At 59.6% G+C, this 17,688-nt stretch carries 23 protein-coding genes; 17 read left to right on the top strand and 6 right to left on the bottom strand.

Annotated elements, in window-relative coordinates; all coding sequences use genetic code 11:
- Positions 1-47 precede the first annotated feature (47 nt).
- The 13 genes from hisA to pal all read left to right on the top strand — a co-directional run bounded on the left by hisA (position 48) and on the right by pal (position 7,836).
- Complete coding sequence (hisA, locus tag AC0V6U_RS10350; RefSeq protein ID WP_472643093.1) at positions 48-782, top strand: 1-(5-phosphoribosyl)-5-[(5-phosphoribosylamino)methylideneamino]imidazole-4-carboxamide isomerase; 735 nt, start codon at positions 48-50, stop codon at positions 780-782.
- Positions 779-1,060, top strand: coding sequence for a hypothetical protein (locus AC0V6U_RS10345; RefSeq protein ID WP_472643092.1), 282 nt, complete (start codon positions 779-781; stop codon positions 1,058-1,060). Before hisA ends, AC0V6U_RS10345 begins: the two co-directional genes overlap by 4 nt.
- A complete protein-coding gene (locus AC0V6U_RS10340; RefSeq protein ID WP_472643091.1) occupies positions 1,057-1,356 on the top strand; it encodes a hypothetical protein in 300 nt (99 codons plus the stop codon). Before AC0V6U_RS10345 ends, AC0V6U_RS10340 begins: the two co-directional genes overlap by 4 nt.
- A gap of 115 nt (positions 1,357-1,471) precedes the next feature.
- On the top strand, positions 1,472-1,651 hold the full coding sequence (locus tag AC0V6U_RS10335) for a hypothetical protein (protein ID WP_472643090.1): 180 nt from the start codon (positions 1,472-1,474) through the stop codon (positions 1,649-1,651).
- Positions 1,648-2,430 (top strand): imidazole glycerol phosphate synthase subunit HisF, encoded by a 783-nt coding sequence (gene hisF / locus AC0V6U_RS10330; RefSeq protein ID WP_472643089.1) that lies wholly within the window; start codon positions 1,648-1,650, stop codon positions 2,428-2,430. Before AC0V6U_RS10335 ends, hisF begins: the two co-directional genes overlap by 4 nt.
- Before the next feature lie 16 nt (positions 2,431-2,446).
- The gene (locus AC0V6U_RS10325; RefSeq protein WP_472643088.1) at positions 2,447-2,767 is read left to right on the top strand and encodes a phosphoribosyl-ATP diphosphatase; all 321 of its coding nucleotides are present in this window, start codon (positions 2,447-2,449) and stop codon (positions 2,765-2,767) included.
- A 4-nt stretch (positions 2,768-2,771) separates the two neighbouring features.
- Positions 2,772-3,149: a histidine triad nucleotide-binding protein gene (locus AC0V6U_RS10320; protein WP_472643087.1), complete on the top strand. Its 378-nt coding sequence runs from the start codon at positions 2,772-2,774 to the stop codon at positions 3,147-3,149.
- Between the two features lie 100 nt (positions 3,150-3,249).
- Positions 3,250-3,717, top strand: coding sequence for a YbgC/FadM family acyl-CoA thioesterase (locus tag AC0V6U_RS10315; protein WP_472643086.1), 468 nt, complete (start codon positions 3,250-3,252; stop codon positions 3,715-3,717).
- Positions 3,714-4,424 (top strand): protein TolQ, encoded by a 711-nt coding sequence (tolQ, locus tag AC0V6U_RS10310; RefSeq protein ID WP_472643085.1) that lies wholly within the window; start codon positions 3,714-3,716, stop codon positions 4,422-4,424. Before AC0V6U_RS10315 ends, tolQ begins: the two co-directional genes overlap by 4 nt.
- Positions 4,425-4,570: 146 nt before the next feature.
- Positions 4,571-5,014 carry an ExbD/TolR family protein gene (locus tag AC0V6U_RS10305; RefSeq protein WP_472643084.1) on the top strand — a complete coding sequence of 148 codons (444 nt, stop codon included), beginning with the start codon at positions 4,571-4,573 and terminating at the stop codon, positions 5,012-5,014.
- A 12-nt stretch (positions 5,015-5,026) separates the two neighbouring features.
- Positions 5,027-5,836: an energy transducer TonB gene (locus AC0V6U_RS10300; RefSeq protein ID WP_472643083.1), complete on the top strand. Its 810-nt coding sequence runs from the start codon at positions 5,027-5,029 to the stop codon at positions 5,834-5,836.
- Complete coding sequence (gene tolB / locus AC0V6U_RS10295) at positions 5,833-7,248, top strand: Tol-Pal system beta propeller repeat protein TolB (RefSeq protein WP_472643082.1); 1,416 nt, start codon at positions 5,833-5,835, stop codon at positions 7,246-7,248. Before AC0V6U_RS10300 ends, tolB begins: the two co-directional genes overlap by 4 nt.
- Positions 7,249-7,308: 60 nt before the next feature.
- Positions 7,309-7,836, top strand: coding sequence for a peptidoglycan-associated lipoprotein Pal (gene pal / locus AC0V6U_RS10290; protein ID WP_472643081.1), 528 nt, complete (start codon positions 7,309-7,311; stop codon positions 7,834-7,836).
- 52 nt (positions 7,837-7,888) lie between these two features.
- Here the strand turns inward: pal and AC0V6U_RS10285 are convergent, their stop codons facing one another.
- Entirely contained in the window at positions 7,889-8,059 is a 171-nt protein-coding gene (locus AC0V6U_RS10285; protein WP_472643080.1) for a hypothetical protein, read from the bottom strand.
- 218 nt (positions 8,060-8,277) lie between these two features.
- On the opposite strand from AC0V6U_RS10285, the gene AC0V6U_RS10280 reads away from it, so the two are divergent.
- The 3 genes from AC0V6U_RS10280 to AC0V6U_RS10270 are packed head-to-tail and all read left to right on the top strand — an operon-like array spanning position 8,278 to position 10,513.
- On the top strand, positions 8,278-8,811 hold the full coding sequence (locus AC0V6U_RS10280) for a J domain-containing protein (RefSeq protein WP_472643079.1): 534 nt from the start codon (positions 8,278-8,280) through the stop codon (positions 8,809-8,811).
- A 3-nt stretch (positions 8,812-8,814) separates the two neighbouring features.
- Positions 8,815-9,897 (top strand): serine hydrolase domain-containing protein, encoded by a 1,083-nt coding sequence (locus AC0V6U_RS10275; RefSeq protein WP_486169457.1) that lies wholly within the window; start codon positions 8,815-8,817, stop codon positions 9,895-9,897.
- Positions 9,866-10,513: a hypothetical protein gene (locus AC0V6U_RS10270; protein WP_472643077.1), complete on the top strand. Its 648-nt coding sequence runs from the start codon at positions 9,866-9,868 to the stop codon at positions 10,511-10,513. The genes AC0V6U_RS10275 and AC0V6U_RS10270 overlap by 32 nt, the downstream gene beginning before the upstream one ends.
- Positions 10,514-10,518: 5 nt before the next feature.
- Here AC0V6U_RS10270 and AC0V6U_RS10265 read toward each other — a convergent pair whose 3' ends face one another.
- Both AC0V6U_RS10265 and AC0V6U_RS10260 read right to left on the bottom strand, forming a co-directional pair.
- A complete protein-coding gene (locus AC0V6U_RS10265; protein ID WP_472643076.1) occupies positions 10,519-11,313 on the bottom strand; it encodes an SDR family NAD(P)-dependent oxidoreductase in 795 nt (264 codons plus the stop codon).
- Positions 11,314-11,326: 13 nt separating this feature from the next.
- Complete coding sequence (locus AC0V6U_RS10260; RefSeq protein ID WP_472643075.1) at positions 11,327-12,643, bottom strand: cystathionine gamma-synthase family protein; 1,317 nt, start codon at positions 12,641-12,643, stop codon at positions 11,327-11,329.
- Positions 12,644-13,608: 965 nt separating this feature from the next.
- Here AC0V6U_RS10260 and AC0V6U_RS10255 point away from each other — a divergent pair.
- On the top strand, positions 13,609-14,289 hold the full coding sequence (locus tag AC0V6U_RS10255; RefSeq protein ID WP_472643074.1) for a hypothetical protein: 681 nt from the start codon (positions 13,609-13,611) through the stop codon (positions 14,287-14,289).
- 129 nt (positions 14,290-14,418) lie between these two features.
- On the opposite strand, the gene AC0V6U_RS10250 is transcribed toward AC0V6U_RS10255, so the two are convergent.
- The 3 genes from AC0V6U_RS10250 to pdeM form a co-directional block, all read right to left on the bottom strand.
- Positions 14,419-15,942, bottom strand: a complete 1,524-nt coding sequence (locus AC0V6U_RS10250; protein WP_472643073.1) for an SLC13 family permease — start codon at positions 15,940-15,942, stop codon at positions 14,419-14,421.
- A 197-nt stretch (positions 15,943-16,139) separates the two neighbouring features.
- Positions 16,140-16,658 carry a translation initiation factor IF-3 gene (infC, locus tag AC0V6U_RS10245; RefSeq protein ID WP_472643072.1) on the bottom strand — a complete coding sequence of 173 codons (519 nt, stop codon included), beginning with the start codon at positions 16,656-16,658 and terminating at the stop codon, positions 16,140-16,142.
- A 276-nt stretch (positions 16,659-16,934) separates the two neighbouring features.
- The gene (gene pdeM, locus AC0V6U_RS10240) at positions 16,935-17,657 is read right to left on the bottom strand and encodes a ligase-associated DNA damage response endonuclease PdeM (protein ID WP_472643071.1); all 723 of its coding nucleotides are present in this window, start codon (positions 17,655-17,657) and stop codon (positions 16,935-16,937) included.
- Positions 17,658-17,688: the final 31 nt, after the last annotated feature.

Below are 17,688 nucleotides of genomic sequence, written 5' to 3'. Positions count from 1 at the left end.
CGTCAGCCGCTTGCAGCGACTGCCACCTCCCCGTACCGGGGAGGATTATGAGCATGATTATCTTTCCTGCCATCGATCTGAAGAACGGCGAAGTCGTGCGCCTGGCTGAGGGCGATATGGACCGCGCGACCGTCTATGGCGACAACCCTGCTGCGCAGGCGCAATTGTTTGCCGAGGCGGGCGCGCAGCACCTGCATGTGGTCGATCTTGACGGCAGTTTTGCCGGCCGGACCGAGAACCGCGAGGCTGTAGAAGCCATCATCGCTGCCTTTCCCGGCCATGTGCAATTGGGCGGGGGCATCCGCGATGCAGCTGGCGTTGAGGGCTGGTTTAAGCTCGGTGTATCGCGAGTGGTGATGGGCTCTGCTGCGCTCAAGAACCCTGAATTCGTAAAAGAGATGGCGCGGGAATGGGAAGGCGGCATTGTCGTGGCGGTCGACGCGAAAGACGGCATGGTCGCGACCGAGGGCTGGTCCGATGTTTCGGATGTGCCGGTGGTCGATCTCGCTCGCCGCTTTGAAGATGCTGGCGTCGCAAGTCTGCTGTTCACCGACATTGGCCGCGATGGCTTGCTGAAAGGCGCGAATATCGATGCGACGTTGGAGCTCGCACGGCAGGTCGACATTCCCGTGATCGCCAGCGGCGGTGTGAAGGGCTTGGACGACATTCACGTGCTCAGCCTGCACGCAAAAGAGGGCATCGAAGGCGTGATTACGGGCCGCGCTTTGTACGAAGGGAAGCTCGATCTCGCGGCGGCAATTGCGATTGGGGCGAAGGCGTGAGCGCGCAAAGAAAGATCAACTCTCCCCTGATCGAGAACACTTCCAGATTTGCTGCTGTAGGAACTTTCCTAGTTGCTCTTTTTGTCGATGCGCGATTTCAGCCGCTCGCCGTCGCCTTCGTTGGAATATGGGTAGCCTTGCATCACTGGCGGAGCCAAGGGACGGGCCTGATAACGCGAGATGGCGATCCCCATCTCTTCTGGTTCGCGATGGTCTTGTTCGCCTCAATGACCATTCTGGCGCTATGGCTGTTCGCAGAAGCGATAACCGTCCAATGAAACTAATGGGCGTCCTCTTCTTGTGCCTCACATTCCTTGCAGGGATCACGGTTGGCACAATTGAGTATGCGCTGATCAATGTCGTCGTGTTTCTCGCACTGGCTTTGGCTGTTGCCAAATTTATCGAGCCGCGCTTAGGGCAGAACGGCTTAGTTTACGGCATGGCGGGCGCGTTTTTCGCAAGCTTCCTGTGGCCTTACGGCTTGATCGCCTTCAAGTCGGGCGAGGATTGTGTCGGCGATGAGTGCCTCGAAATGGGTGTTTTTCTTGCGACTCCTGCGGAGAGCACCCAATGACCGCCCGTATTCGAGTGACCCTCAGCCTGACTAGGTCAAGGTGTGCTAATTCTGTGAGGTTTAAGTGGTCTTGAACTTGCTACTCATCCTACTCTTGGTGGTGCTCGGATTGTGCATGTTTTGGCTGGTCGTCAAAGGCTGGCGAAGTGGCGAGATCGGTTGGGGGCCGAACATCGCTCTAAAAAACCGCTCAGACCAGCCTGTAGGTTTCGCAATTATGCTGATTTTGAACACCGTTCTGGGCGCATACTTCATTTGGCTTTCTTTGATGTTTGCCGGAATGGTTGCACCATGACCGTCCGCATCCGCGTCATCCCTTGCCTCGACGTCGCTGATGGCCGCGTTGTCAAAGGCGTCAATTTTGTCGATCTTAAAGACGCTGGCGATCCCGTTGAGCAAGCGCGCGCCTATGACGCGGCAGGTGCGGATGAGCTTTGCTTTCTAGACATCTCCGCCAGCCACGAAGGGCGCGGGACGCTGCTCGATATGGTGCGTCGCACAGCGGAGGTTTGCTTTATGCCGCTAACCGTGGGCGGCGGGGTACGCAGCGTTGAGGATGCGCGCGAGTTGCTGCTCGCAGGTGCCGACAAGGTTGCGATCAATTCTGCCGCCGTTGCTCGGCCAGAGCTGGTGAGCGAAATCGCCGCGAAGTTTGGCAGCCAGTGCGTTGTCGCCAGCGTGGATGCGCGTCGAGTGATCCTGCCGATTGGTGAGGCGGTTCCGCAGTGGGAGATTTTCATTCATGGCGGGCGCAAGCCAACAGGCATCGATGCCGTCGAATATGCCCAGAAAGTCGCCGATCTGGGCGCAGGCGAACTGCTGGTCACCAGCATGGACGGCGACGGGACCAAGGCCGGATATGATCTGGAATTGATCCGCACAATCGCCGACAAAGTCAGCGTGCCCGTGATCGCAAGCGGCGGGGTGGGCACTCTCGATCATCTGGTCGAGGGCGTCACAAAGGGTCATGCGAGCGCCGTTTTGGCTGCCTCAATCTTCCACTTTGGCGAGCACACCGTCTCTGAAGCGCATGAGGCGCTGAGAGCCGCTGGCTTGCCCGCACGCGGCGTTTAGGCAAAAGGATAGCGTTATGGATACGCCGAGCACTCTTGACCGCCTGGAGCAGACGATCGCCGCGCGCGCGGATGCCGTGCCGGATGCGAGCTATGTCGCCAGCCTCAATGCCAAGGGGCTGGGCAAAATCGCGCAAAAGCTGGGCGAGGAGGCAACCGAGACGATCATTGCTGCGCTCAGCGAAGGCGATGATGCGCTGGTTGGCGAGGCCGCCGATCTGCTGTTCCACCTAATGGTCCTGCTGGGTCATAAGGGCATTGCGATTGGCGATGTGATGGCCGAGCTCGACCGGCGCGAAGGTGTCTCTGGCCTCGATGAAAAAGCCTCTCGGGAGTAGCAACATGCCGATTGATGCAACTTTGCCGTATGATGATGCGAACATCTTCGCCAAAATCCTGCGCGGCGAAATTCCCTCGACTAGAGTCTATGAGGATGAGTGGGCCTTTGCCTTTGAAGACATCAATCCGCAGGCAGAAATCCACACGCTGGTGATCCCCAAGGGCCGCTACGTCAGCTGGGATGATTTTTCGGCCTCGGCATCGGACGCGGAGATTGGCGGATTTGTCCGCGCGGTTGGCGCGGTGGCGCGGGCCAAGGGGCTGGTTGAGCCGGGTTACCGCTTGCTCGCCAATATCGGCGCGCATGGCGGGCAAGAGGTGCCGCATCTGCATGTGCACATTTTTGGCGGCCAGCCGCTTGGCCGAATGATCAGCGCGTAATCGATCTTATCGCAGATAAGACTCGTTTCACCGCCATTCATCACCGAGCGTGAAAAGCCCACTTCCCAGCGAATCCCCGCTGCGTTAGACGGTTTGCACCATGGTTAACCCCAATCCGCAGTCTTTGAATTTTCCGGGCGGCGCCTTCGATGGGCCGCGCCACTTTTATGCGGTGCGCGTCTATTACGAAGACACGGACCTTTCGGGGATCACCTATCACGCGAACTATCTGCGCTGGTTTGAGCGTGCGCGTTCTGACCTGCTGCGTATGCTTGAAATCGATCAGCGTGCCGCGATTGAAGCGGATGAGGGCGCCTATGCGGTGTCTGAGATCAACCTGAAATATCTGCGACCGGCCAAGCTTGATGATGATGTGGTGATTGTGACCACCTGCACAGAGCTGGGCGCGGCGAGTTGCCGCATGCATCAGATCGCAAAGCGCGGCGACGAAACCCTGTGCGAGGCGCATTTGCGCGTCGGCTTTATCTCTCTCGAAGGTCGCCCAAAACGCCAGCCTGGCGCTTGGCGAGCGGCCTTTCAGAACTTCATGGACCAAGAGGTTAAATGACGATTTTTTCATCGCTTGCGGCGAGCGCCGCTGCTGCTGCGCCGACCCGGCTCGACCCGGTAGAGCTGTTTTTGGACGCCGACATTGTTGTGCAATTGGTGATGGCTGGCCTGATCCTAGCCAGCATCTGGGTGTGGATGATCATTGTCTCCTTCAGCCTGCGGATCGGCGGGATGGAGCGCAAGGCGCGCGGCTATGAAGAGGATTTCTTCGAGACCAGCGACCATGAGGCGGTGCTAGGCAAGCGAACGCAGAAAGAGGTCGCCTCTGCGCGGGTTGCGGCCAAGGGCCTGCGCGAATGGAAAATGTCGACCCAATCCTCCAGTGTTGACCGGGATGCTGCGCGCCAGCGGATCGGCGCGGCGATGGAGAGCCAGGTCGCTTTTGAAGCGGATGAGCTGGCCGCGCGGCTGAACTTTCTTGCCACGACCGGATCGGTGGCCCCATTTGTCGGACTGTTCGGCACGGTCTGGGGCATTATGAACAGCTTCTTCCAAATCGGCGCTCAGGAAAGCTCCTCGCTGGCCGTGGTCGCGCCGGGTATCTCAGAGGCGCTGTTTGCAACCGCGATTGGCCTGTTCGCCGCTATCCCTGCAGTTATCGCCTACAACCGCTTTAGCAATCGGGTGAACCGGTTTGAGGCGCGACTGCAGCGCTTTGCAGACCGTTTCCACGCTGGCCTGAGTAGGGAACTGGACAAGGCATGACCCAATTTTTGTCTCATGCACACCCATCCGGGTGTGCGATTTCCTCGCTCATGCGACCTGAAGGTCGCGTCGCTGCGGGCGGGCATGCGCCCTTGCGGCTGCTGCGCAGCCGATTGGCACTTCCCCGTTTGAGAAGGTTCTGAACTTTGGGCGCTTCCCTATCCACGTCAGGCAAATCACGCCGTTCGCGCCGTGCGCCAATGGCGGAAATCAATGTCACGCCGTTTGTCGACGTTATGCTGGTGCTGCTCATCATCTTTATGGTCACAGCGCCGCTGCTTGCCTCTGGCGTGCCAATTGAGCTGCCGGAAAGCCGTGCCAATCCGATTGATCAGACGCCGGAGCAGGTAACGATCTCGGTCGATGGCGCAGGCGTGATCTACATTGACGATGCAGCGGTTGAACCGGGCGGCTTCCCTGAGGCTTTGGCGCGGATTGATCGCGGCGGTGACGGCCAGCGGCCCGCGATTGTGCTGCGCGGCGACCGAACGCTGGATTACGGCAGAGTGATGGCTGTGATGGGTGAGTTGAACCGCGCAGGCTTTTCTTCGATCTCGCTGGTCACCAGCGGTTCAGTTTCGCCGCCATAGCCCGGTGCAGTGATGAGCGAGCAGACCATGCAGCCAGCGCAATTTAGCAGCGAGGAACGGATCGGCCTTCTGGTCGCTCTGGCGTTGCACGTGGGCGTTGTTGCGGTGATGCTGCTGCAGCCAGTGCGCGATGATACAATGCCGATCCCGGAGCGGATGACGGTGAGCCTGGCCAGCGAAGTGAGCCTGGAATCCACCGCGCCTGATCCCGTTGCGGAAAGCCGCGCAGCGATCGCGCCGACCCTCGCCGATGACCCCGCGCCGACAACGGCTGAAGAGCTGCCCAGCGAGGCGCAAAGCGACCCTGAACCGACACGGACGTCCGTGCAGCCGACAACCCGTCCGACCACGCGCCCAACGACCCGCGCGACACAAACACCGCGCACGCCGCCCTCGGCCACTGCGACCCCGCGCGGCGGCAGCCGCATTGGCAGCGATTTCTTGCCCGGTTCAGGCGGCTCAACGACCACGGACGACACCCGCATTCCAGCGTCACAGATTGGCGCGAGTGCCAAGGCATCGCTGAATCAAGCGTTGATTAGGCAAATTAGGCCTCACTGGACCGCTCCGAATGGCGTCGATGTTGATCAACTTGTTACCATTCTGGCCTTCAACCTTGATGAACAGGGACGGCTAAAAGGAAGGCCCAGAGTAATTGGCCATACTGGCGTTAACGCGTCAAATCGCGCACAGTCTGCACTTCATAAGGAGCGTGCCATTCGTGCCGTTCAGCTTGCCGCACCATTCGACCTTCCCGACGAGTATTACAACGCATGGAAGTCGATCCGTGGGGCACGTTTCGATAGGAACCTATCTCGATGAAAACTGATATCTTTGCTCTCATGCTATTTGCTGCCGCTATTCCCAGCGCAGCGTCCGCGCAAAACCAAGATCTGGGTGAACCGGTTGGCGAAGGTGGCTCGGTCGAAACGACCACTACCCAGGCTTCTGGTGAGGAGGCTGAGGGCGGTTTGAGCTTCACTGTCACCGATGAAAGCGATTGGCAGGATCTCGGCATCGCCATCCCGGCCTTTGCCACGGACCGAGAACGTTCGACCCCGGCCAATGCCAGCGGCACGGGCGCGCTGGGCGGAGAGATCGCGCGCGTGATCACCTCTAATCTGCGCAATAATGGCATTTTTAAGCCGACTGGTCCCGACGCTTTGCCCAAGCCGAGCTTTGCTCAGATCACCGCGCCATCATGGGGCAGTTGGAGCGGACGCGGCGCAGAGATGTTGGTGAAGGGCTATGTGAGGGCGCGTGATGATGGCCGCTTGGTCGTCGGCTGCTACCTCTACGACGTTGCCCTACAGGACGAGCTGATCCGTGAAGGTTGGGTCGTAAGGCCAGCGGATTGGCGCCGCGCCGCGCACAAATGCTCTGACCTCATCTATGCCCGGCTGACCGGGGAGAGCCCGTTCTTTGACAGCCGCATCGCCTACATCGCGGAGACCGGCCCCAAGGATAAGCGGGTCAAGCGGCTCGCGATTATGGACAGCGACGGCGCGAACCACCGTTTCCTGACCTTGGGCAGTGCAACCGCGCTCACACCGCGTTATTCGCCGGATTATTCTCAGCTGCTCTATCTGTCCTATGTCGACGGCAATCCGCGTATTTATGTCTATGATATTGGGTCCGGAAAGCAGAAACTGGTGGCGGATACGGGCAATCCCACGCTCGCGCCCCGCTGGTCGCCTGATGGCCGCTCGATCCTCTATTCGATGGCGGTGAACGGCAACACGGATATCTACCGCGTATCGGCCAATGGTGGGCGCAGCGTACGGCTCACCAATACGCCGGGCATTGATGTGGGCGGATCCTATTCCCCCGACGGGCAAAAGATCGTGTTTGAGAGCGATCGTTCCGGTTCTCAGCAATGCTATGTCATGAATGCTGATGGCTCCAATCAACGGCGCATCACCTTCTTTGGCGGGCGCTGCGCCACGCCGGAATGGAGCCCGCGCGGTGATCAGATCGCCTTCACCCGCATTGCCGGGGACTTTAATATTGCCGTCATGACGCCTGCTGGGCGTAACCTTCGGGTGCTGACCAACGGATGGCAAGATGAGGCACCAACTTGGGCACCCAATGGCCGCATCATCCAATTCTTCCGCACGGCGCGCAATTCGGGCCGGTCGGGACTGCATCAGGTTGACTTGACCGGACGCAATGAACGCCGCCTGCCGACCCCGGTTGACGCCTCAGACCCCGCTTGGGGACCCATTCGTCCCTGAGCTATGTTATTCACTATCCGCCGGGCTCCCCGACCCGCCGGCAACCAGAGAGGATTTGCCATGACTATCCCTAATACTCGTATCATCGCGATCGCTGTGCTTTCATCGACTGCCTTGCTCGGCGCCTGCGCCAAAAAGGCACCAGAGGAACTGCCCCCGACGCCGCAAGCAACAGCTACACCAACCACGAGCGATCCCTCGACCACTCCATCCGGCCCAGGTGTTGGAACACAGGGGCATTTCGAACAGGCCGTTGGCAGCAATGCTGTGGTGTACTTCGACACAGACCGCTTCAACATCGACAGCACTGATGCCGCAGCGCTTCAAACACAGGCGCAATATCTTGGTCAGTACGCGCAAGTGACCATCACGATTGAAGGTCATGCGGATGAGCGCGGCACGCGTGAATACAACGTCGCTCTGGGCGAACGCCGGGCCAATTCAGCCAAGAACTATCTGGTCAGCCTGGGCATTGCCGCCAATCGGATCAGCACGGTCAGCTATGGCAAGGAGCGCCCGGTTGCGCTGGGCTCCAATGCAGAGGCATGGGCGCAGAACCGCCGCGCGGCCAGCGTCGTCATCAACTAGACTAAGAATTGCATAGAGGTTTCTGGCCCGGCTTCGCGCCGGGTCAGCGCCTTCATGGCAGCAAGTAATCCGCAGTAGGCAGGTCGAGCGAAGGCATGTCAGCCTGGACCGGCATGAAGGCCGCATCAGACGCGCTGCTGATATTGCCGCCCGCCGACAAGACGCACAGCGCAGCCATCGCGAAGGTGGCGAATGTGCTTGAGATGGCGAGTTGTGGGCTCATGGCGGTCTTGGGTCTCTTACTTACGGTTGATCTTCGGCTGCGCTCTAACGCTCACATATGAACGATTTATTGCAATGCAACATTGCAATCCGCAACTGGTTCCAAAATTTTCCTTCATAAGCAATCTACTGGCTTTGCTTTGTGCGCCAGCGCGCCTAGGTTAAGCGGATAATGGCATCGACAAACAACATTAATCGCGCCGCTGCGGGGCAGCCGGCATGAGCGGCAAAGGACGATCAAACGACTGGGGTTTTCCGCGCTGGAGGTCGTACGATTCCTCGCGTGAGGCGGTGACTCAGCGTGAATGCGATCGCCACGGCTGCGGCGAGCCGGGCCTGTGCCCCGCGCCAAAATCGCCCAACAGTCCGGACCGCTGGCACTTTTGCCAAAAGCACGCGGCGGAATACAATAGGGGTTGGGACTATTTTGAAGGTCTCGACAAAGAGGAAAAGGCCAAGCGCGCCAAGGATGAGCGGCGCGAAAACTCCGGCTATGCTGAGGCGAGCCATTATGGCTGGACCGGCTCTGGCGATGGCAGCCGCAGCGATGACGAAATGCGCGCGCTGGAAGTGTTGGGGCTAGAGGCGGATGCCGATTTCGCGGCGATCAAGAAGGCCTACCGGGCCAAAGCGAAACTGGTCCATCCCGATGTGATGCCGGGCGACGAAGAAGCCGCGCAGCAATTCCAAGCGATCCAGGTTTCCTACGAAGTGCTGCGTCAGGCAGAAGAACGCCGAGAGTGGAAGGGGTAGAATATGCGGTTTATCGGGTGGGTGCTTTGCGGACTGATTGTGACGAGCTTGCACCTCGGTTTATCTCCGAGCGCTCTAGCGCAAGAGGTTGCAGATCCCACAGCGAAAGGTGAAGCGGCCCGGGAATTGCTCGCGAAGTGGGACGATCCTGAAAGCCCTGGTTTGGCAGTGGCTATCGTAGCCAACGGCCAGACAGTCTTTCAAAGGGGATATGGCGCGGCTGATCTAGAGCATGGCATTCCAATCTCTGACCAGACCGCGTTTCACGCCGCCTCTTTGTCAAAGCAGTTTACCGCATTTGCGATTTCAATGCTCATTGATGAGGGCAAGCTGAGCCTCGAAGATGACGTCCGCGAGATATTGCCAGAGCTAAGCGCACTCCCGGAAAAGATCTCGGTCGCACAATTGCTGGATCACACGAGCGGCCTGCGAGAAGTCGGTACATTGCTGTTGATGGCTGGCTGGCTCGAAGACGATATCGTCACCCAGGGTCAGCAATATTCGATGATTGCGCGTCAGCGGGGCCTTAACTTTTCGCCTTCTGAGCAGATCGAATACAGTAATACGGGCTATGCCCTGCTCGCGAAGATCGTTGAGCAGGTGTCGGATCAAGCGTTCGATGCCTATTTGCAGCAGACGATATTCGCGCCGCTTGGCATGGAAAATACATTCGTCCAGAGCAATCGCTCCGCTCTGATACCGAACGTCGCCCAGTCCTATAATGTGTCGCGCCGCGGGACGGCCAAGAGCATTCTCAACCGGGAGATTGTTGGCTCAACAGGGGTGATCACGACGGTCGCCGATCTGATGAAATGGTCTGCAAACTTCAAGCTGATGACTGTCGGTAATGAGCGCGTTTTCGCGCTGATGGAGCAGCGCGGCGTAACCTTAGATGGAGAGGTATCGCTGCTTTCGCACGGGCAAGAATCGCGGATGTATGGCGGGCTTGAAACATGGTCACACGGCGGGCGGATTGCTGGATTTCGGTCGTTCCTTTTGCGAGTGCCTGAGGCGAACTTCACAGTCGTTTTGCTCAGCAACCGCGGTGATTTCGATGCGGCTAAGCACTGCTTTTGCGCTCGCTGATATCTATTTGGCCGGTAATGCCAACTTTGAGAAAGCAGCGAAGCCGGAATGGAGCGAGGCAACGCAGAGCGAGCTCGATAGCTATGCAGGCCAATATGAGCTCTTTCCCGGCGCGGTGTTCGATATCTCAAACGCAGAAGGCAAATTGCAGTTCTCCCCCTATGGGACCGGTCAGCAATTGGCGCTCGCCCAATCGGGCAAAGGCGAATTTGTCTTGAATTCAGCGAGCCAGCTTTCGATCAGGTTCGACAATGAGCCGGGCGAGCAAGCACAAGAGCTCAAATATGTGGTCGGATTGAACGGTGAACTGACGGCTCGCAAAACAGTCATAACACCGGTCGATCCGGAGACGCTGAACCTAGAGGAATTCACTGGGGTTTTCTTCAGCGAAGAATTGCAGACGCGCTATGAATTGCGCGTCGTCGACGGCACGCTCACCGCCTTTCATTTGCGTCTCCATCCGATTGCCATGTCAGCATTCACCGTGGACACCTTCACAGGCCCTGGATCGGGCCTTCAGGAGGTCGTCTTTCAGCGCAACAGCGAAGGTAACGTAACCGGCGCTTTGGTGTCCGCAGCGCTGGCGGAGGGCGTTGTTTTCGAGAAGCTGCGCTAAGCCGCTCACTTCCGATCAATCGCCGCAATCGGATTGTCGTTCCACCACGCGGTGTCGGTCCAGGACCGCGCATCAATCTCATGCGTCCAGCAGTTCTTGGGCTGCTGAGCAAGGTGCCAATAGGTCTCCGCCAGCGCGCCAGGATCGATCACTCCGTCTTCGCCTTTTGATGCTTTATAGGCCTCAAACTTGTCGCCCAGCAGCTTGCCCAGAGTGTCGGGCGCATCGACTGAGCCATCGACCACGATGTGCGCCACGTGCACGCCTTGCGGGCCGAACTCTGCATTGAGCGTTTGGCACAGAATCCGGCGCCCACCCATCGCCGCAGCATGGCTGTGCTGTCCCGCATTGCCGCGCACGGCGGCGGTCGCAGAGGTGACGAGCAGCGTGCCTTTTCCGCGCACAGCCATCGCGGGCAGCACCGCATGGGCGAGCCGGAACAGGCCGTATGTGCCGAGCCTCCAGCCAAGCTCAAAGGCGCGGTGCGGCGTATCGGCCAGCGAGCGATTGCCGATTTGCGCGCCGAGATTGTAGAGCGCGGTGTCGACCGCGCCGATGTCGCGCTCGGTGCGCTCTACCAGTTCCTCAATCGATCCATCCTCGGCGGCGTTGAGCAAGGCGCCGCTCGCTGATCCGCCCGCGTCCTCGATCTGGCTGACCAGCTTTGCAAGACCTTCCTCATCGCTGCGCCGCGCAAGCACGGTGTGATAACCATCAGCGGCAAAGCGCATCGCCGTATGCCCGCCGATCCCAGCGCCTGCTCCGATCACGAGGCATACGGGTTTGCGGGTTTCTGTCATCGGCGGTTTCCCCTCACACGTGCTCCAACGCTTGCTCGAAGTCAGCGATCAGATCGTCCGCATCCTCGATACCGATGCTGATCCGCACCAGGTTGTCTGTGATGCCCAGCGCCGCCTTGCGTTCCGGCGGGACGGACAGGTGCGTCATCGCCGCGGGATGGCTCGCCAGCGTCTCTGTGCCGCCCAGGCTGACCGCGAGTTTCGCGATTGTCAGATTGTCGAGGAAGCGGAAGCTCTCTGCCTCGCCGCCCTTGATGAAGACGCTGAACGTGCTGCCTGCGCCCTTGCAGTGGCGATCATAGATGTCCTGTTGGCGCGGATCGTCGATGAAGCCGAGATAGCCGAGCCCTTCCACCTTGGGATGCGCTTTCAGGAAGGCGCAGACCTTCGCCGCGTTCTCGCCCGCCCGCTGCATCCGCAGTTCAACAGTCTCCAGTGACCGCAGCAGCATCCATGCGGTGTTCGGATCGACAATCCCGCCCATCGTGTTGCGCAGGGCGCGCACCGGATCCATCCACTTCTTCGCGCCGGCAATCGAGCCTGCGACGAGGTCAGAATGGCCGCCGACATACTTGGTCAGCGAGTAGACCACGATGTCTGCGCCGTGATCGAGCGGGCGTTGCCACAGCGGCCCCAGGAAGGTGTTGTCGATCGCGATCGGACAGTCCCATTTGAGATTCGCATCGCGCGCGTCCTTCACCGCCTCGATATCGACCAGAGCATTGGTCGGGTTGGCCGGGCTTTCGAGGTAGATCATCGCCACCTTGCCGCCGCCTGCATTGGCTTGGGCTTTGGCGCGCTTCAGCACCTCGTCCAGCTCCTCGCGGCTCGCACCGGCGGGGAAGTCCACGTAGGTCACGCCGAACTTCGCCAGCACCTTGGCGACGAAGCCCTCCGATGCGGCATAGAGCGGGCCGGAGTGCACGATCACATCGCCTTGGCTCACGCTCGCCAGCATCAGGATGCAGATCGCGGTCATCCCGCTGGAGAAGGTGAGCGCATCCTCCGCCCCGTCCCAGATCGCCAGCCGGTCTTCCAAGATTTCCTGATTGGGCCCGTTGAAGCGCGAATAGACCAGGCCCTCTGCGCCGCCGGGGCGTTGGCCCGTGATGCCTTCGAAATGCCGCTTGCCCGCCGCTGCGTTCTCAAACGCGAAGGTGGAGGTGAGGAAGATCGGCGCCTTCAGCGATCCTTCCGACAGGGCCGGGTCAAAGCCGTAGCCCATCATCTGGGTCGCAGGCTTCATCTCGCGTCCGCCGATCATGGTCTTAGGCTGTTTGGGCTTGCGCCGCGGGGTCGGAGTGTTGGTTGGGTCGATAACGTCGGTCATGATGGTCAGCATCCTTCCTTGATCACGCTCCCAGGAAGGCAGGAGCTGGTCTGATCAGTCCGAGCAGCCCCCGTTCCTAACCTCCGCAGGAACGCCTCTCCACTCGGCCCATGCAATACGCTCTGACTATCGCGCGATGGTTGCACTTGCAACCGGTTCGGAGTCCCAGTTTGTGGACCGTAGCCACCCGCACCCTCCGCCCTTCCACCCGGATGGTATCCCGGTAGGTTCCGGGCGGAAGGGCGGAGGGTGCGGGTGGCTACGGCAGGGTGAACGATCTCACTCAACTCACCGCTGGTGAAGCACGCTTGGAACGGCTGGAACACAGTCTTGGGCCAAAAATCCATTCGATCAAAATGCGCCGTACGATCGATTTTTCCGATTAAGGGGGAGGGGGCTGGCATGGCCTCGTGATAGCCTGCTTGGGGCGAGTAGGAAATGCGATCTGCGCATTGGCCGATTGGGAAAGTCCGGTCCTGCTTCTTCCGCTCCAAACCCTCAATAGCCCCACCGTCATCCTGAACTCGTTTCAGGATAACCCTAGCAGCTCGCACGAGGCCGAGAGTGTTATCCCGGATCAAGTCCGGGATGACGATTGAGGCGGGCTGCTTGCCCTAGAAATGCCAGGTCATTACCCACATCACCCTGAACTTGGTTCAGGGTCCATCCCCAGCGCGACATACTTGGAGTTGGACTAACGATGGATGCTGAACTGAATTCAGCATGAAGAGTTTTTGTGGCTATCTGTCACCCCAGCGAAGGCTGGGGTCTAGGGCCACTCAGTACAGTGTATGGCTGCATGAGACCCCAGCCCTTCGACAGGCTAAGGAGAATGCCTTTCGCCGGGATGACGTTGGATGCGCAAACACCCAAACGAAACGGTAAGACAACACACGTATCGAGAATGTCCGCGAGTGCTGGAGGCAGCGTTTGTCAAAAGCTGGTAGCGCGTAAGGGGTTGGAAGATGTTTTGGTTCATTGGGATTGCTTTGGCGTTTGTTGGTTTGCTCTTCTGGCTTGCCAGAGACACCTCGATCACTGACCGGTACAAGATGATTGTCGTGGTCGATACGCCCGAGGGTGTCCGCAGCGGCTTTGCTGTTCGCGAAGTCAAGGTTGCGAAGCCTGCTACCTGGTTCCCTTTAGGCGAGAGCCGGGGAACGCATTATTACCTAAAGGGCGAAGCTGTCACGGTTGACTTGCCGTCAGGCAAAACCCTGTTTGCCCTGCTTAGCGGGGCCAAGGGCGATGTGGACTATGCGAGCAGCATCTTAACTCTCGCTATAGGCTCGAAGGAGGAGCGGCAGGGGAAACGTGATGCAGTTGAGCTTTGGCCGGACGCGCCACCCAATCCAAAGTTCGAGCACGCCAGTGCGGTCCCCATGCTGGTTACGTTCGGTGATTTGGATGACCCGGCGAGTGTTCAGTTGGTTGATCAGGATGACTTGTCGGCGACATTTGGTGAGGGCGTTACCCTCAAACGCATCACCGTGCGGGTCACCGATGATCTTGTGACTACGGGGATTGAAGGGCGGCTCGGTTGGTTGGAGGAGTCTATTGGATCAATTGTCAAGCGACCGCGAGATGTTCCAATTGGAGAAATGCCAATCGAGCATCGGGTCAACAAGAGTGATTTCCGAAGGTAAGGTGTGCGATGAAACGCGAACTCTGTCCCATCTCTTCTTTTACTCAATGCCCACAATAGAGGATACGGTTAGCGCATCAAAATTTGTTTTAGGGCGATAAATTCGACCACACAGCAACGCGCCCTAGCGTCAAACCAACCACGCAATTCCCCACACCATCCCGACAATCAGAAATATCCCCGCGACATCGAGCACCAGGCCTGCGCCGACCATTCGCTCGATCTTGATCCGTCCGGTGGACCACGCAATCGCGTTTGGCCCGGTTCCGGCGGGCAGCATAAAGCCCCAGCTGGCCGCCAGCGCGGCAGGCATTGCGAGCAGCAGTGGGTCTGCGCCCAGCGCCACCACCAGCGCCGCGATCACCGGGATGATGCCGGTTGCGGTCGCGACATTGCTGGCGAATTCGGTGATCACCACGATCATCGCCACCACGCACAGCGCGACTACGATCAGCGGCAGATTTTCCAGCGGCAACAACGCCTCGCCCAGCCATGTCGCTAGCCCCGAGGCCTGCATCCCGCCGGCCAGCGCCAATCCGCCGCCAAACATCATGATCACGCCCCACGGCGCGCGGTCGGCCTCTTTCCAATTCAGCAGCGCGCGCCCCGTGCCATCGGGCAGCAGGAACAGCGCAAAGCTGGCCAGGATCGCGATGGTGCCATTGGTCCATGACCCGTCCGGCAAATACGGTTTGACCAGCGGCAATGTCATCCACGCGAGGAAGGTGAGGACGGCGACCGGGATCAGCCGTTTTTCCGGCGTGGTCCAGGCCGTGCCCGTCTCAATCGCATCGCGCGCGGCGGCGACGTCAAACGGGTGCTGCGAGACCTTTTGAAACTTGGCGATGATCAGCGCGGCGAGCGGCACGCCAACGATCACAATCGGCAGGCCAAACAGGGTCCACTGCGCAAAACTGATCTCCACCCCGATCATCGTGTCGAGCAGGCCGACGGCAATCGCATTGGTGGGCGATCCGACAATGGTGCCAAGCCCGCCAATGCTGGCGGCAAAGGCAATACCCATCGGGAGCGCGCCGGAGAGGCCGTTTTTATCTAGCGATGTTTCCACGCCACCCGCGCCCTCCACCCTTCCACCCGGAATATTTTCGGATACGATCCGGGTGGAAGGGTGGAGGGCGCGGGTGGCTCCGGCATCCATAGAGGAATCCCGCGCGCCCAACTCACCCCCAGCCAAAACCGCGAGCGCCATGGGCATCATAATCAGGCTGGTCGAGGTGTTGGAAATCAACATTGAGAGCAGCGCGGCAGAGATCATGAATGCGAGCAGCAATTGCGTCTGCCCGCCGCCTTTGCCAACCACGCGCAGGATCGCCAGGCTCAGGCGCTTGTGCAGGCCGGTGCGCTCAATCGCCAGCGCCAGAAACGCGCCGCCCAGGATCAGAAACAGGATCGGTGAATAATACGTGCTGGCCGTCTCGCGCGCGGTCGACACCCCGCTAAAAGGCAGGATCACAAACGGCAGCAGCGCCGTGACCGTCAGCGGCACCGCCTCGGTCATCCACCAGGCCGCCATCCACACGACCAGGCCCGCGACCAGCCACGCTTCGCCCGGCATCCCGGCGGGCGGGGCGGTGATCGCGGTGATGGCAAAGACCAGCGGGCCAAGGATCAGGCCAATCATGCGCGCGCTCATACTGGCTATCGGTCCCTGTACTGCGGCCGCGCGCTGGAATGCTCGCGGCGGTCTCGCATTACTCGCGCGCATCGCCCGCAAGTGCAAGCGGGATCAGAGAAATGCGGTGCGCCGCGGGGTATGACACGCTGGAAAAGCAAAAGGCGAGCGCTCTTTCGAGGGCCCGCCTTTGCGTGTCTTGTCTCGAGTGTTCGCGCCTATTTTGGGGCGAGCACCATCAGCATTTGCCGGCCTTCGAGGCGCGGGAATGCTTCGACCTTGGCGATTTCATCGACGTCAGCCTGCACCTTTTTGAGCAAGTCCATGCCCAGATGCTGGTGCGCCATTTCACGCCCGCGAAAACGCAAAGTGACCTTCACCTTGTCGCCGTTCTCGATGAATTTGTTCACATTGCGCATCTTCACATCATAATCATGCGTGTCGATGTTGGGGCGCATTTTGACTTCTTTAATGTCCTGCGTTTTCTGGGTCTTACGCGCAGCATTGGCCTTCTTCTGGGCCTCATACCGATACTTGCCGACATCCAGGAATTTGCACACGGGCGGGTCTGCATTGGGCGAAACCTCAACCAGGTTGAGACCAACTTCATTGGCCTGCTCGGTGGCTTCAGCCGTGATCATAACGCCGAGATTCTCGCCGTTTTCGTCGATCACGCGGACCTTGGGAACTTGAATGAAATTATCGTAGCGAGGGCCGCTTTTGATTGGCGGGGCCATCGAACGCCGAGGTGGACGGGCTATGTGTGTTCTCCTGTAATAGCCAAAGTGTGCAGCGCGCTATGTAAGGACAAACGCGCAGGATTGCCAGATGAGATTGGATTTAGATTCTTGCGTTTCGCACTCGCATCCGCGAGCGCGATTTCCACGCAGCTTGCGGACAAGTCCGCGCTGCTGCGGGCGGCCGCAAGGGCCTTGCGGTCGCTGGCGCGACCGTGCTCCGCCACCAAGCCATTGGGAAGCGCTGGTTCGACGCCGCAGGTGGCTCAAAGCTCGTCACGCCGCTTCCCTGAATAGCGCAAAGCTCACCAATTTCCCCTTCGCCGGAAGCACAGCGTCAATCTGGCTCGCGGGTTTCAGCGCGTCCAAAATCACCGGATCGTCTGCGTCCATGCCGCCTGTGTAGGCGCCAAAGGCAGGCAGGATCATCCGGTCCGCGCGCGCTTCCCCGCGGCTCACCACGCCGCACGGGCGGGCGATATGGCGGCCTCGCACCCTTAGGCGCATCTTGGGGTGATAATGCCCGGACAGCTCCGGCTGCGTCTCGCCTGCCTTTGCCTCATGCCTGAGCACAATTCCGCCGATCTCCAGCTCCTCGGTCAGCTGCGCGCCGAAAGAGCGCTGCATATTCTCATCATGATTGCCGGTGATCCAAACCCAATCGAGCGCGCGGGTCAGCGATTCCAGCATGCCAGCGGCATAGGGATCGAGCCGGTGCGTGCCGTCATCATCGTGGAAATTGTCGCCCAGAGTGATCACCCGCCGCGCGCCTGTCGCCTTGACGCTATCGGCCAACCGTTCCAGCGTCTCGCGGCTGTCATAGGGCGGCAGCATCTGCCCGTGCTGCGCATAAAAGCTGCCCTTTTCCAGGTGCAGATCCGCGACCAGCAAGGCGCTCTCTCGCGGCCAATACAGCGCATTGTTTTTCAGCAGCACCATTTCCTCGCCCGCAAATTGCATTGCGGCAAAATCAGACGGTGCGAACGAAAGGTGAACCATGGGGTCTCGATGGACGATCCTTGTTTTCGAG

It is taken from the genome of Erythrobacter sp. W36 (assembly GCF_057364935.1).
Note: the sequence above shows the minus strand (reverse complement) of the source record. Positions and strands in the feature narration are given on the sequence as shown.